Origin of the sequence: Catenuloplanes japonicus, from assembly GCF_000717135.1 — a bacterium.
Classification (GTDB): domain Bacteria; phylum Actinomycetota; class Actinomycetes; order Mycobacteriales; family Micromonosporaceae; genus Catenuloplanes; species Catenuloplanes japonicus.
In genome coordinates this window covers 36,617-50,033 of the sequence record NZ_JNXY01000002.1, presented here as the reverse complement: position 1 = coordinate 50,033, position 13,417 = coordinate 36,617, and the positions used below count along the sequence as shown (strand labels likewise).

Genomic DNA, 13,417 nt, shown 5'->3' with positions numbered 1-13,417 from the left:
GTGATCAGTGCCCTGCTCAGGCGTGCACGGAGCCGGAACGTCATGGACGCGTCCGCGACGATCCTGCTGCTGGTGCTGTGCCTGCCGGCCCTCGGCACGTCCGGGACCCGGCTCGGCGAGCTGCCGACGCGGCCGTTCGACGAGTGGGCACTGGTCGTGGTACTGCTGGAGTGCCTGCCGCTGGCGACCCGGCGGCGGTGGCCGGCGGCGAGCATCCTGGTGACGGCGCTGGGGTTCGGCCTCGATCAGGCCCTGGCGTACCACACCCTGGGAGGGACCGCCCTCCTGCTGGGACTGGTCAGCGCGGGCCTCCACGTCGGCCGCCGTCGCCGATGGCTGCTGAAGGCGCTGCTCACGGCCTGTTTCATCGGCCTGGCGGTAATAGCCCGAGAGGCGGACTCTCCCGGCGGGTGGCTGCTCACCTACCTGCTGCTGGCCGCGGCCTGGATCGTCGGGTCACGACTGCGGGCGGCGCGGGCGCTGGAGGCGGAACGACGGCTGCGGGCGGCGGAGTCGGTGCGGACGACCGAACGGACCCGCATCGCCCGGGAGCTGCACGACATCGTCACCCACCACGTGACGGCGATGGTCTACCAGGCCGAGGCCGCCCGCTACCTCGCCGCCGACCCGGCGCGCCTCGGCAGCACGCTCGACGCGGTCACCGGCACCGGCCGCCAGGCGATCACCGACCTGCGGCATCTGCTCGACCTTTTGAACCCGGATCACGATGCCGCCGGCCGGGAGCCGACGATCGGCGCGCTGGACACGCTGGTCGCGCAGACCAGGGACGCGGGTCAACCGATCGAGTTCACCGAGGAGGGTACGCGGACGGCCGCGGCCGGCAGCGGAGAATTCGTCACGTACCGGGTGGTGCAGGAGGCGCTGACGAACGCGCTGAAGTACGCGCACGGCCGGCCGACGGTGGTGCGGGTGGTCTACCGGGAGAAGAGGATCACGGTGCGGGTGGAGACGGTGGGGACGTCGGTGTCGTCTGGTGCGGGCGGGTCCGGGCGCGGGCTGGCCGGGCTGCGCGAACGGGTCGAGACGCTGGGCGGCACGTTCGCGGCCGGCCCCGATGGTCACGGCTTCGTCGTCACGGCAGAGATCCCGGCATGAGCGCAGATTCCGGCATGAGCGCAGATTCCGGCGTGATCGGGCAGATCCGGGTGCTGGTCGCGGACGATCAGATGCTGGTCCGGATGGGCATGGTGACGATCATCGACGCGCAACCGGACCTGTCGGTCGTCGGCGAGTGCGGCGACGGCGAGAGCGTGGTCGCGCTGGCCGCGAAGCTGCGCCCGGACGTGGTGGTCATGGACGTTCGGATGCCCCGCCTGGACGGCATCGAGGCGACGCGGCGGATCGCGGGCGCCGGCGTGACGGATCCGGTCAAGGTGCTGGTGGTGACGACCTTCAACCTTGATGAGTACGTGTACGAGGCGTTGCGCGCCGGCGCGAGCGGCTTCCTGCTGAAGGACGCGCCGCCCGCCCAGCTGCTGCACGGCATCAGGACCGTCGCGATCGGCGCGTCCCTGCTCGACCCGGAGGTGACGCGCAGCCTGGTGGGGCGCTACGCGTCCCGCATCCGGCCCGCCGAGGAGGCTCCCCCGCCCGGCGGCCCGCTGACGCCGCGCGAGCTGGAGGTGTTGCGGCTGCTCGCGGACGGCCGCTCGAACAGCGAGATCGCGGCCGCGCTGACGATCAGCCCGGAGACCGTCAAGACGTTCGTCTCGCGCATCCTGACGAAGCTCGGGTTGAGAGACCGGGTACAAGCGGTCGTCTACGCCTACCGCAACGGCCTGGTCACCTAACCGCCGGCGCACCCGCCATCCGTTTTCTCACCCTCGGTCCGTGATGTCGAGAGCGCGGATGAGGCGCTCCACGTCCGCTGCCGGGAGCCGGGCGCGGTCGGAGTCGAGGAGGTGGCGGAACAGCTGGGTGATCCGGGTGGCGGAATCGGAGGTGGTGCGCGGGAAGACCCGGCGGGAGGTGGAGATCGCGGTCAGGGCGCGGTCGTAGGCCTCCAGCAGCGCGTCCGGCTCGGCGGAGGAGGCGGAGGCGAGCAGGAGGCGCAGCAGGCTGTGGGCCACGGATTCGGCGGCGCCGGACGCGTGCAGGACGAAACGCTCGACGGTCTCGGGGGCGAGCTCGAGGAGCGGCTCGACGGCGTGGCGCAGCATGTCGTCGCTGAACGCGCCGGTCAGGTTCATGGAGACCAGCGCGGGGGCCAGCGGCAGGTGGTTGACGATCACGGCCGCGTCCGGATCCTCGATGGCTCTCAACGACCACAAAGGATCCAATCTCGCGGGTACGGCCGGAGCCGCGCCCGCGGAGACGGCGATGTCGCGGCGCCGGTCCGCGGTCCAGGTACGCGTGATCGTCATGGTCTCCAGCGTGTCCAGCATGATGCCGCCGGGGATCGCGGCCCGCCACTGCAGGCCCATGTCGCGCAGCCAACCGGCGGGGTCCGCCGCATGACGGAACAGCTCGGACGCGCGGACCGGTGCGCCGCAGGCGAGCGTGAGCAGCAGCAGGTTGAAGGAGTAGGTGAGCATCCAGTAGTCGATGCGCTTGTCGATCGGGGCGTAGCGGCGTTCGGAGTACCGCGGCCGGGTGACGGCGGTCCGGAGCCGGTCGATGAGCCACTCGCGCAGCAGCGCGGGCTCGGCGCGGGACAGCATCGCGGTCACGAACGGCATGACGGTCGCGCGGGCGCTCAGCGATGTGTAGCCGAGCAGCGACTGCAGTAGTTCGTCGTCGTCGGGGCGGCCGAGGTGCAGCGTGCGGGCGCGGGAGCGGGCCGCCGCGTCCCGGACCGCGTCGACGACGAGCCGGGCCACCAGGTATTCGCCGAAGGTGGCGTGGAGGAACTCGTACGTCTGAAGGGTCTGTCCGTCCTGGATCGCCTGGGCGCGCTGGATGAAGAAGAATCGGCCGATCATCTCCTGGCCGGCCGTGACCGGCGCACGGAACGCGGTGGCGGGGCCGGGGACGGCCGGGGTGAGGCCGAGGCCGGCCAGGTCCGCGTCCAGCTCGGCGGTGGTCACCCACAGGCGCAGGCGGTGGAACATGGCGAACCCGACCACGGACAGGCGCAGCAGCTCCGCTTCGATCAGATCCAGGGGTACGTCCGGCGGCGCGATCCGGTGCAGCCGCCCGACCTCGCGGGCGGCGAACTCGCGCAGCAGCTGCTCGTAGAGCTGCCCGGTGTCGAAGTCGGCGTCGTCGCGGCGGAGTCCGCCGGCCGGGCTGCTCGCGTCGTAGAGCGCGAGCATGAGCAGCAGCAACGGCTGGGCGGCCAGGTCCGGGAAGCGGCCGGCGATCTCCGGGGAGAGCGGGGCGGGCAGGGCCGCGGCGTTGGCCGTGTTCCACAGGCCGAGCCAGCGCGCGACCTGTGCGTCGTCGAACGGTTCGAGGCGCACGGCGAGGCTGTCGGCCGGGACGCGGGCCCGGTCCGCGACCGCGACGCGGCTGGTGACCACGATCGCGACCGGGCGGCCGAGCACGGCCTCGCGCCGCTGGAACTCGGCGGCCCTGGTCAGGTAGTCGGAGCGGTGCACGCCGGTGGCCTGCAGCAGTTCGTCGAGGCCGTCGAGCAGCACGACCGGCATGGCCCCGTCCGCGTCGCCCGCGAGTTCGGGCCAGGAGACGGTCTCGCCGATGGTGGCGCGCAGCGCGTACTCGATCTGGTCCTGGATCTCCGCGTCGGCCGGGACGTCGCGCAGCGTCACGCGGACCACGAGGAAGTCGGCGGCGGGCAGGCGTGCGGCGAGGATGCGGGTGAGCGAGGACTTCCCGGCGCCGGGCTGACCGAGCAGGATCAGCGGCGCGTCCGCGGCCTGCGGCGTGGTCAGGTGCGTGGCGAGGAACGCGGCCAGGTCGTCGCGTGCCGGCGCGTGCCGGTCGTCGATGTGCGAGGCGGTCCGGTTGTCACGCCGCGGCCCGGCCTGATCGTGGCCGGGCAACGCCGGCCGGTCGTTCTGGGACGACGCGGCCTGGTCGTCACTCGGCATCACTGAACGGCCGGCGTCCGGCACCGCGGCGTCGCCGCCACTCGACTGCGCAGAGCGCGCAGCGCCCGGCAGGATGGCAGCACCGTCGCGGGGTGGTGCTGCGCGGTCGTTGCGTGACCGCCCGGTCCGGTCGTCACGCGGCGTCGCGGCCCACCAGCTCTCGTCCGCCGGCCGCGCGCCCGGACCGGCGACCCGCGCCCGGAACCGCGGGTCGATGTACGCCGCCGCGAGCGACGGCATGACCAGCTCGCCGGCGTCGCCGCCGAGAATCGGACGATCGAGATCCGCGCGGTACGCCGTCGCCAGTTGCTTGCGCTGGCGGCGCGGGTCGCGGTGCGAGGTGGTCCGGAGCAGCAGCGCCTCCAGCGACTCCAGCCCGCGCGCGCCGGCCCGCTCCGACAGGCCACGAAGCCACAGATCGGCCTCGGGCACCTCGGCCGCGAGGCGGCGCAGGCTCTCCTCGTACCCCCGCATGGTCTGATCCGGCAGTTGATCTTGAATGCGGGAGAGGAACGCGCGCCGTGCGCGGTCGTCCGCGGCCTCCCAGACCGCGAGGCCCTCGAGGTGCGCGATCAGTCGCGGGACCAGCGCCACGCACCACGCGTGCAGCGCGACCAGCAGGCGGTCGTGGCTCCGGTCCGCGCTCGGGGACGGGATCTCGGCGGCGAACAGCCGCGGCAGCCAGCCGCCGGACGCGGGAGCACGCAGCGCCAGCGTGATCTGGTCGTCGCGGGAGAAGCCTGCGTCGCCGACGCCGGATGCGGTCAGGCAGTCGTCGAGCGCGTGGAAGCAGGCCGAGACCACCAGCACGCTGTGCGCGGCCTGGAGGCGACGGCTGCGGTCGTAGCGGCCGAGGCCGTGCAGGTTCTCGGAGATCCGGGACGTGACCAGGTGGCCGAGGCGGATGACCTCGTTCTTCGCGTCGAAGAAGCTGAGCGCGACCTCGCTGCCACCGGCGGTGGCGACGCTGAGCGCGCCGCCGAGCACGTTGTCCGCGATGGTGACGAGCGGGCCGGAACCGCCCAGGATCGTGACGGCGTCGGAGTAGGTCAGGCCTCGGGGCATTGCTCCACTATGCAGGCTGGTGCAAAAGCCTCAGCGTGTGCGTCACCGCGGCACGGATCGCGTCGCGGCCGGGCGCCAGGTACTTGCGCGGGTCGGTCAGGTCGGCACGATCGGTCAAGATCTCGCGGACCGCGGCGGTGAGCACACGGTTCAGCAGCGTACCCACGTTGACCTTGACGATGCCGTGCGCGACCGCCCGCTGAAGGCCGTCGTCCGGCACGCCGGACGAGCCGTGCAGCACCAGCGGCACGGGTACGGCCGCGGCCAGCCGCGCGATCAGGTCGTCGTCCAGGACCGCGTCGCGGCTGTGCATGGCGTGCGACGAGCCGACCGCGACCGCGAGCGCGTCCACGCCGGTGGCCTTCACGAACGCGGCGGCCTCGTCCGGATCCGTGCGGACGCCGGGCGCGTGCGCGCCGTCCTTGCCGCCGACCTCGCCCAGCTCGGCCTCGACCCAGGCGCCGACCGCGTGGCAGCGGTCCACGACCGCGCGGGTGCGGGCGAGGTTCTCCTCGTAGGGCAGCGTGGCCGCGTCGAACATGACCGAACGGACGCCGAGCGCGAGCGCCTGGTCGATCAGCGCCTCGTCCTCCGCGTGGTCCAGGTGCACGATGACCGGCACGCTCGCCTGCGCGGCGAGCGCCTGGCAGGCGGCGGCGAACGGGGCCAGCGAGCCGTGGTACTTCACCGCGTTCTGCGATATCTGCAGGATCACCGGCAGTCCGGCGTCCTCGGCGCCGGCCACGATCGCCTCGGCGTGCTCCAGCAGGATCGCGTTGAACGCGCCGATGCCGCGGCCGGTGCCTCGCAGGTCGCGAATGGTCGTCACGTCAGTTCCTCCACGGTGATGGTGTCGCGCCAGCGGGCGCGGGCTTGCGGGTCTATCTCGCCGGCGACGGGTCGCAGGACACAGGCGGCGGAGGTGGCGACGGCGTCGGCCAGGGCCGCGGGCCAGTCGACGGCGGGCGTGGCAGAGCGGCCGTCCGCCTCTGCGGGCCCGTCTGATGCGACGCCCGAGTCGGGGGTGCCGGCGGCCGCCCCGGGCCGGTCGGTGGCTGGGGATACCGGTCGGCCGGCGGCGGTGCCGCGGGCCAGGTGCATCGCCAGCGCCGCGGCGGCGGCATCACCGGCGCCGGTCGGGTTGCCGTCCACGAACGTGGCCGCGTGCGCGCGCCACACCCCCGTCGGCGTGACCGCGAGCGCGCCCTTCTCCCCCAGCGTCACGATGACCGCGGCCGCCCCCGCGTCAACGAGACGGCGGGCATGCACGGTCACGTCGTCCACGCCGACGTGCGTCCCGACCAGCTCGGAGAGCTCGTCGATGTTCGGTGTCAGCACCGCGCCCGACCCCGCCGCCGCACGCAGCGCGGGACCGGACACGTCCACGATCACAGGCACCCCGTGCGCTCCCGCCAGCGCCGCCAGCCGCGACGGGAGCGCGGGCGGCAGTCCCGGCGGGAGGCTGCCGGACACCACCAGCGCGTCGGCACCGTCCAGTTCGGACGCCACCGCGGAGACGAGCGCCTCCTCCGTACCCTCGATGGCTGTTCTTCCCGGTTCCAGCAGGATCGTCGTCGCGCCGTCCGCGCCGACCACGGCCACGGTCTGCCGCACGCTCTCGAACGCGGGCACGAGTCGATGGGGCAGGCCGAGCGCGTCCAATCCGTCACGGAACGGGTCCGGGGTGGTGAGCGCGGACGGCGCCAGCACCACGCCCTCGCCGCCGAGCGCGCGCACCACGCTCGCCACGTTGACGCCCTTGCCGCCGGCCCGGGACCGGACCTCGCGCACCCGGACGCTGCGGCCGACCAGCAGCGCCGATACCTCGTAGGTGACGTCCAGCGCCGGGTTCAGCGTGACCGTGAGGACCCGGGTCATGCTTGGACCAGCTGCTCGGCGTTCTTCTCGGTCGTGTAGACCATGAGCGTGGAGCCGGCCAGCGCGAGCACGATCCCGGCGGTCTGGTAGACGGACGGGACGGTCTGGTAGACCGCGAGCGAGAGCGCGATGGTGAGCACCGGGGCCAGCGCGTTCGTGATCGGCGCGACCACGGACGCCTTGCCGCGGCTCATCGCCATCACCAGGAACAGCGCGCCGACCGCGTTGAGCAGCTGGGTGACGGCCGCGAGCGTGGGCGCCTGCCAGGGGAAGTCGACAGGCACGCCGCCGGTCATCAGGATCGCGACCGGGATGAGGACCAGGCCGCTGATCGTCATCCAGCTGAACGTGGTGGCGTCGTTGACGCCCGCGGTCGCGGCCTTGCGCATGTAGTACGCCTGGACACCCCAGGCGATGCAGATCAGGACCGCGAGCAGCAGGTACGGGCCGGTGGCGAAGTCGCCGGGCGCGACGGAGAACAGCACGATCGCGACCAGCGCCAGGACCACGCCGATCAGCGCGAGGCGGGTGAGACGCTCCTTGAGCGCGACCAGCGCCATGATGACCGTGATGGCCGGGGAGAGCGCGATGATCGGGAAGATGATGTAGGCCGGGCCCATGGTGAGCGCTTTGAACAGCAGCAGCTGACCGCCCGCGCCGGTGAGGCCGACGAGGAGCCCGTAGAACGCGGCGATCGGGCGGCGGTCGAACGTGTTGCCGCGCAGCGCCGCCACGGCCGGGATGATCATCGTGATCGACCAGATGATGTAGACCATCCCGTCGGGATAGCCGTACTCGCTGGTGGGGAGGCTGGAGAAGGCGCCCCACACGCCCCAGAAGAGGACGAGCAGGCCTGCGTAGGGAATCCATCCGGTACGACGCATGGCGGTGTCCTTCCTTAAGACGGTGCCCGGTGCGGTGCGAGAAGTAATGCCTTGCTCGGTGCGAGAGCCATGCCCGGCGACGTGCGGGAGCCGCAACCGCTGCCCCGCGAGACGCGGAAAGCGCTGCCCGCCCGTTCCTAGAGCGGAATCCGATGCCCCGCCAACCGCGCCGCGTAGACCGCCGCGCCCCGGTCCGGTGGCAACAACGGCACGCGCAGGTCGAATCGGTCACCCAACGCGTCCCGGAACGCCGCCAGCAGCAGCTCGGACGTGAACATCCCGCCCGAGTACGACACCGGCACCGGCTCCCCCGCCGGAAATGCGAGCGCCCCGGCCGCCGCATCCACCAGCGCCGCCAGCTCCCGCCCGGCGCCGGCCAGGATCGACGCGCACACCGTGTCCCCCGCGGCCGCCGCCTCGCTGACCGCCGTGCTGAGCGCCGCGATCCGCGCCCGATCCCCCTGCCACCGGTTGAGCACGACGTCGACCGCGTCCAGATCGTCGTCCAGCCCCATCACCCGGCGCAGCACGTCCACCAGCGGCCCGCGCGGCAGCCGCCCGTCGCTCATCCGGCTGAACGCGTTGAGACCCTGCACGGCCGTCCAGTAACCGGACCCCTCGTCGCCGAACAGCTCCCCCCAGCCGCCGGTCCGGATCGCACGGTCGCCGTGCTCCCCGTACGCGATCGACCCGGTCCCGGCCACCACGTTGATCCCGTCCCGGCCCCCGAGCGATCCCGCCCAGCCGCAGATCATGTCGTTGCCGCAGGCGTACCGCCCGGTGCCGAGGATCTTGCGAGGGATCTCGTCGAGCACCGGCACGTCCTTGCTCACCTCCCCGTAACAGGGGATGCCGAAGAACGCGTGCGTGATGTCCGCGGGCTCGATGCCCGCTGTCGCGCACACCTGGCCGACACCGTCCGTGAGCAGCGGCGCCACGATCCCGATATCGCTCATCAGGTAGTAGATGCTCGCGGTCCGCGCCTCCGCGACCACGGCGCCGTCCGCGTCGATCAGGCAGTAGGCGGTCTTGGTGCCGCCGCCGTCGACTCCGAGGAACATGTCAGGCTCTCCCTGGGCTCACTGCATCGAGGCGAACGGGTGGATGACCACGCCCTGCACGACCCGGTTGACCTCGCCACCGGGGAACGGGTTGTCCGGCGTGTGCCCGCCGGCCAGCGACGCGGTGAGCGCCACCAGCTGCGCGGCCACGACCGCGGCGATGCCCCAGAGCGCGTCCGGCGTGCCGGGCGTGCGCGCGACCGGCCAGTGCACGGCCTCCACGCCGTACGATGCGTCCGCGACCACCACGACCCGCTCCGCGCCCAGCGAGCCGGCCAGCTCGCGCGCGATGTCCAGGTCATAGGCGCGCCGATAGGGATCTCCGGACACAAAAACGACCGCGAGGGTACGGGTGGTGAGCGCCGCCTTCGGCCCGTGCCGGAACCCGAGCGACGACTCGCCCATCGCGAACACGTCACCGGCCGTCAACTCGAGGCACTTGAGCGCGCCCTCGTGCGCCAGCCCCTTGAGCCCGCCCGAGCCCAGGTAGACAATCCGGTCCGGGTCCAGCGCACGCACCGCGTCCTCGATCACGCCCGCCTGCCGGAGCACCCCTTCGCCGGCCGCGGCGAGCGCGTCGACGTCGGTGTCACCGGCCAGCGACAGCCACGCGGCCAGCGTCATGCTGGTGAACGACGACGTCATCGCGAAGCTGCGGTCGTTCGTCTCCGGCGGCAGCGCGACCACGACCGCGTTCTCCGCGTCCCGGTAGTCGCGGGCCAGGTCGCCGTCCGCGTTGCACGTGATGACCAGGTGGTACGACGCGGCCGCGACCTGGTCGATCAGCCGGCACGCCGCGCTGGACTCCGGGCTGTTGCCGCTGCGCGCGAACGAGACCAGCAGCACCGGCCGGTCGTCCACGGCCACGGCCAGCGGGTCGGTGACCAGGTCGGTGGTGGCGATCGCGTCGACCGGGCGCTTGAGCAGCCGGGTCAGCTCCGGCGCGAGCAGCTCGCCGACGTAGGCGGACGTGCCGGCGCCGGTCAGCACGATGCGTGTGCGCGGGTCGTGCAGGGCGGTGGCGAGGAGCCGGTCGGTCTCGGTGCGCAGCGCGGTCACCACCTGCCGGGTGGCCCGCCACATGGTCGGCTGCTGTTCGATCTCGGCCCTGGTGAACATCAGGTCCCTTCCCGCGGTTGGTCTGGTTCCGGAAAGCTACTGGTATGCAACTGGTCTGTCAACGGTCTCAACCGGTGCCCGGCTGGTACGGTGGCGGTCATGCGAAACCCCTTGATCGACCCGGAGGCGTCGCCGCTGTACCTGCGCCTGGCCGACCGCATCGAGGAGGATCTCCGCGCGGCCAACGGCGCGGACGGCGCACGGCTGCCGTCCGAGCGGCAGCTCGCGGAGCGCTACGAGGCGTCCCGCGTCACGATCCGGGCCGCGCTCGGCGAGCTGCGCGACCGCGGCATGCTGGTCTCGCTGCCGGCCCGCGGGTGGGCCGTCGCCGCCGCCCCGAAACCGCGCGGCGCGGGCACCGGCGGCCGGGTCATGGGCTTCACGGATCTGGCACAGCAGCGCGGCCTGACCATGCGCAGCCGGGTGCTGTCCTCCGGCGTCCGCCCCGCCACCGTGCGCGAGGCGGAGCTGCTGCACACCGTGCCGGGCGCGGACCTGTTCGAGATGCGCCGCCTGCGCTACCTCAACGACCTGGTCATCGCGCTGGAGCACAACCGGCTGCCGCTCGCGCTCGCGCCCGCGCTGGCCACCACCGACTTCACCGAGCACTCGCTCTACGACGTGCTGCGCGAGACCTCACCGACGCAGCAGCCGCACTACGCGGACTACTCGGTCGAGGCGCGCATCGCCACCGACACCGAGCGCGCCCACCTGGACATCACCGGCGCGGTGCCGATCCTGGCCGCGACACAGCTGACGTTCAACCAGGAGGCCGTGCCGATCGAGCTGACCATCCAGGCGTACCGCGGCGATCGTTACACGTTCCGCGCGTCGATCACGGACTGACGCGTGTACCAGGTCATCGTGGACACGGTCCGGAACCCGAGCTTCTCGTAGAGCGGCTGCCCGTCCTCCGTCGCGATCAACGTGGCCACCCGGTCCGGGTGCGCCGCGAGCGCGGTCTCCATGACCGCCCGCCCGAGCCCGCGCCCGCGATGCTCCGGATGCGTGACCACCCAGTAGAACCCGACCGCCACGCCGTCGTCATAGGTGAAGCAGGCCGCCGCCGGCGTCCCGTCATCATCGCGTGCCAGCCACACCCGCCAGCCCGGGAGGTCCAGCACCCGCGGCGGCAGCCCGTTCCCGGTCACCAGCGGCTGATAGGCCCGCAGCGGGAACTGCTCCACCATCAGCCGCTCGGTCTCCGCCAGCTCGCGGGCGTCCGTGACCTCGGTGACCCGGATCGTGGGCGGGGTAACGGCCCCCGCCGCCCGCAGCATCACCGGTATCCGGAACACCCGCACGTCATCGACCGGCGCGACATCCTCATGCATCAGATCCTCGACCACCAGCGCCCGGTCCCGCGGCGCCCCCGCGACGATCCCGGCGATGAACTCCAGCGACACCGGCCGCGTGACCAGGAACCGCGTCACCGTCGGCAGATCCACCCGCAGGCACCCGTTCTCCGTCCGCGCCGCCGGCTCCAGCGCCCGCCACATCGCCGAAGCATTCACCCAATACACCCGCGCGTCCCGGTTGATCACCGAGCGACTCTAACGCCGCCACGACACCGCGGCCGAGCGTGGGCCAACCGGGCCGTCGGCGCGCCGGGGCGGACACCCGCGAACCATGACGCCACCGAGCGCGAACCGCGGCAAAAGAGCGCCATCTCCGGGCGGATTCACCATTTCTGATCGGTGCGCGTCAGTGGCGTCGTGGAGGTAGCGGAATTCAGGCCTTTTCGAAGTGCGACAGTGTGCCAATTCTTGTGGATTGTCATTGGGCGGTCGAGATGGTGGACCGCGAGCAGGCCGGGCTGTTATGGCATCGCGATGACGGGCGGTCTCCGGTATCGAGCGGAGAGACGGCCGACGGCAGCCGTTCTTCGTATTGCCGGCCGATGAGGAGAATGCACCGATGTCGTGCCCGTGCCGCCTGGCATGCCCGCTTCGCCGGTGGCGGGATGGGGCCTCCGCAGCTGTCGGATCCGCGCCCGCCGGAGGTGGACCGGCGGTAGCCGGAGCCTGATCACGGCTGCGTACCTCCGCTTCCGCCTGCGGTAACGCGTCCGCGGCGGCAGGCTCCCGCGGCGATTCCGCCACGGTGGCAGGCGGCGCGTGGCGCGGCACGGCTGGATCGCGACGGACGCCGTCTACCGCCTCGGCATGGGAGCAGCCGCGTATCCGGCGGAGGCGATCGATATGACCGTGCCGCTTTCCCCAGTCGCGATGCCGCTGGTGAACCCGCCGGAATTCCTCACGCGCGGGTGAATGATTCCGTGACCGGGTGCGATCCCTCGTCCCGGCCACCTCGGCCGTGGTAAAAAACTGTAGCTGCCGCACCCGGAAAGCATTTCATGAAACGACGATCAACGTCGCCCCGTAATGCGCGCGGACCCCTTGCCGAAGTCACACCATTCGCGATACGAGACCTTCCGTATACGGCCGCTCTCATCGGCGGAGTCGCGCGGTCCGGCCGGTAACCCGCCGTGGCCTCCGCCCACGCCGGCCGGCCCGGCTACAACCCGGGATGGGCGCCGCAGCCCTCCGCCGGCGTGGCCCGGCGTCAGCGGACATGGTCCACTCGTCCACCTGACGCCAGGCGACGGCCAGCCGCATGGCGACGTGCGCAGATCGCGGCAGAAGAGGGTGCTGGGCACCTGATGACGATGCCGGCCATGGGGATGTCCGCAGCTGGCTTGGGATTGATGTCGAACAACGCGTCACCGCCGAGCGAATCATCGGACAGAACCGGCATGAGCTGTACTCGGGTGGATGGGCGTTTCCGTCGGCGCCGTTCAACTGGTCGCTGTACCTGTTCTATGGCGGTGACATCCGGCAGGGTGAGCTCTCATGGCTGCGCGGTCAGGTCGAGCAGCTCGCCGAAATGCCACCCGTCGACGAGGACAACGACTGGCCCAGGGGGCTGTTCGTCGTCACGGCCGAAGAGCGCGATGGTGCCCAGATCTGCAGGTCCGTGAGGCTGCTGTCACGCAACTGCCTGCCCCCAAGCCTGTCCTGGCTCTGCGAGTGAGCCATACGAGCAAGCGGCGTTGCCCATGACGCCGCAGCCATCGGCAATACCAGAGGCCGGCCAGGTCCACAGACTCACCACCCGGCATGTCGACACACCCGGCCAGCGGTCCAACTCCCGCACCACGTAACGCTCCACGCAGCCCGACGCGCACGGACGGCGCCAGATTGACGGTCTTGAGGTGCTGGAAACGCCCGCCGCAGCTCCTGATGGAGGCCGAGAGCATCACTGGGCGAATTGCGGGCCGACAGTAGCGGCCTACCCGGTTCGTGGGCGGATGGGCACGCGTGATCTTGTGCGCAGGAGGCGCTGCCGTAAGCGCCGGATCTACCCCGGGAATGTCTGACCCCGCTGGCACAATCCC

General features: G+C 72.0%; 12 protein-coding genes. 5 read left to right on the top strand and 7 right to left on the bottom strand.

Annotation, left to right across the window (positions count from 1 at the left end; translation table 11 throughout):
• Nucleotides 1-1,116: a sensor histidine kinase gene (locus OP04_RS04295; RefSeq protein ID WP_232323471.1), complete on the top strand. Its 1,116-nt coding sequence runs from the start codon at nucleotides 1-3 to the stop codon at nucleotides 1,114-1,116.
• A 32-nt stretch (nucleotides 1,117-1,148) separates the two neighbouring features.
• Complete coding sequence (locus OP04_RS04290) at nucleotides 1,149-1,811, top strand: response regulator (protein WP_198153729.1); 663 nt, start codon at nucleotides 1,149-1,151, stop codon at nucleotides 1,809-1,811.
• Nucleotides 1,812-1,838: 27 nt separating this feature from the next.
• On the opposite strand, the gene OP04_RS04285 is transcribed toward OP04_RS04290, so the two are convergent.
• The 6 genes from OP04_RS04285 to OP04_RS04260 form a co-directional block, all read right to left on the bottom strand.
• A complete protein-coding gene (locus tag OP04_RS04285) occupies nucleotides 1,839-5,078 on the bottom strand; it encodes an NACHT domain-containing protein (protein WP_051797071.1) in 3,240 nt (1,079 codons plus the stop codon).
• A gap of 7 nt (nucleotides 5,079-5,085) precedes the next feature.
• A complete protein-coding gene (locus tag OP04_RS04280; protein WP_051797070.1) occupies nucleotides 5,086-5,907 on the bottom strand; it encodes a class II fructose-bisphosphate aldolase in 822 nt (273 codons plus the stop codon).
• On the bottom strand, nucleotides 5,904-6,956 hold the full coding sequence (locus tag OP04_RS04275) for a 1-phosphofructokinase family hexose kinase (protein WP_033338186.1): 1,053 nt from the start codon (nucleotides 6,954-6,956) through the stop codon (nucleotides 5,904-5,906). Before OP04_RS04275 ends, OP04_RS04280 begins: the two co-directional genes overlap by 4 nt.
• Nucleotides 6,953-7,840 (bottom strand): DMT family transporter, encoded by an 888-nt coding sequence (locus OP04_RS04270; protein WP_033338185.1) that lies wholly within the window; start codon nucleotides 7,838-7,840, stop codon nucleotides 6,953-6,955. The genes OP04_RS04275 and OP04_RS04270 overlap by 4 nt, the downstream gene beginning before the upstream one ends.
• Before the next feature lie 137 nt (nucleotides 7,841-7,977).
• Nucleotides 7,978-8,901, bottom strand: a complete 924-nt coding sequence (locus OP04_RS04265; protein WP_033338184.1) for an N-acetylglucosamine kinase — start codon at nucleotides 8,899-8,901, stop codon at nucleotides 7,978-7,980.
• A gap of 18 nt (nucleotides 8,902-8,919) precedes the next feature.
• On the bottom strand, nucleotides 8,920-10,020 hold the full coding sequence (locus OP04_RS04260) for an SIS domain-containing protein (RefSeq protein WP_033338183.1): 1,101 nt from the start codon (nucleotides 10,018-10,020) through the stop codon (nucleotides 8,920-8,922).
• 99 nt (nucleotides 10,021-10,119) lie between these two features.
• Between OP04_RS04260 and OP04_RS04255 the strand changes: the two genes are divergently transcribed.
• A complete protein-coding gene (locus OP04_RS04255) occupies nucleotides 10,120-10,866 on the top strand; it encodes a GntR family transcriptional regulator (protein ID WP_033338388.1) in 747 nt (248 codons plus the stop codon).
• Here the strand turns inward: OP04_RS04255 and OP04_RS55445 are convergent.
• Entirely contained in the window at nucleotides 10,836-11,564 is a 729-nt protein-coding gene (locus tag OP04_RS55445; RefSeq protein ID WP_157239272.1) for a GNAT family N-acetyltransferase, read from the bottom strand. The genes OP04_RS04255 and OP04_RS55445 overlap by 31 nt on opposite strands.
• Before the next feature lie 573 nt (nucleotides 11,565-12,137).
• Between OP04_RS55445 and OP04_RS52935 the strand changes: the two genes are divergently transcribed.
• The gene (locus tag OP04_RS52935) at nucleotides 12,138-12,290 is read left to right on the top strand and encodes a hypothetical protein (protein WP_157239270.1); all 153 of its coding nucleotides are present in this window, start codon (nucleotides 12,138-12,140) and stop codon (nucleotides 12,288-12,290) included.
• A 346-nt stretch (nucleotides 12,291-12,636) separates the two neighbouring features.
• Entirely contained in the window at nucleotides 12,637-13,053 is a 417-nt protein-coding gene (locus tag OP04_RS04245) for a hypothetical protein (protein WP_051797068.1), read from the top strand.
• Nucleotides 13,054-13,417: the final 364 nt, after the last annotated feature.

Coding starts and splice junctions, on each gene's coding strand:
- OP04_RS04285 (WP_051797071.1), bottom strand. CDS start 5,078: ATGCCCCGAGGCCTGACCTACTCCGACGCCGTCACGATCCTGGGCGGT.
- OP04_RS04275 (WP_033338186.1), bottom strand. CDS start 6,956: ATGACCCGGGTCCTCACGGTCACGCTGAACCCGGCGCTGGACGTCACC.
- OP04_RS04270 (WP_033338185.1), bottom strand. CDS start 7,840: ATGCGTCGTACCGGATGGATTCCCTACGCAGGCCTGCTCGTCCTCTTC.
- OP04_RS04265 (WP_033338184.1), bottom strand. CDS start 8,901: ATGTTCCTCGGAGTCGACGGCGGCGGCACCAAGACCGCCTACTGCCTG.
- OP04_RS04260 (WP_033338183.1), bottom strand. CDS start 10,020: ATGTTCACCAGGGCCGAGATCGAACAGCAGCCGACCATGTGGCGGGCC.
- OP04_RS04255 (WP_033338388.1), top strand. CDS start 10,120: ATGCGAAACCCCTTGATCGACCCGGAGGCGTCGCCGCTGTACCTGCGC.
- OP04_RS04245 (WP_051797068.1), top strand. CDS start 12,637: ATGGCGACGTGCGCAGATCGCGGCAGAAGAGGGTGCTGGGCACCTGAT.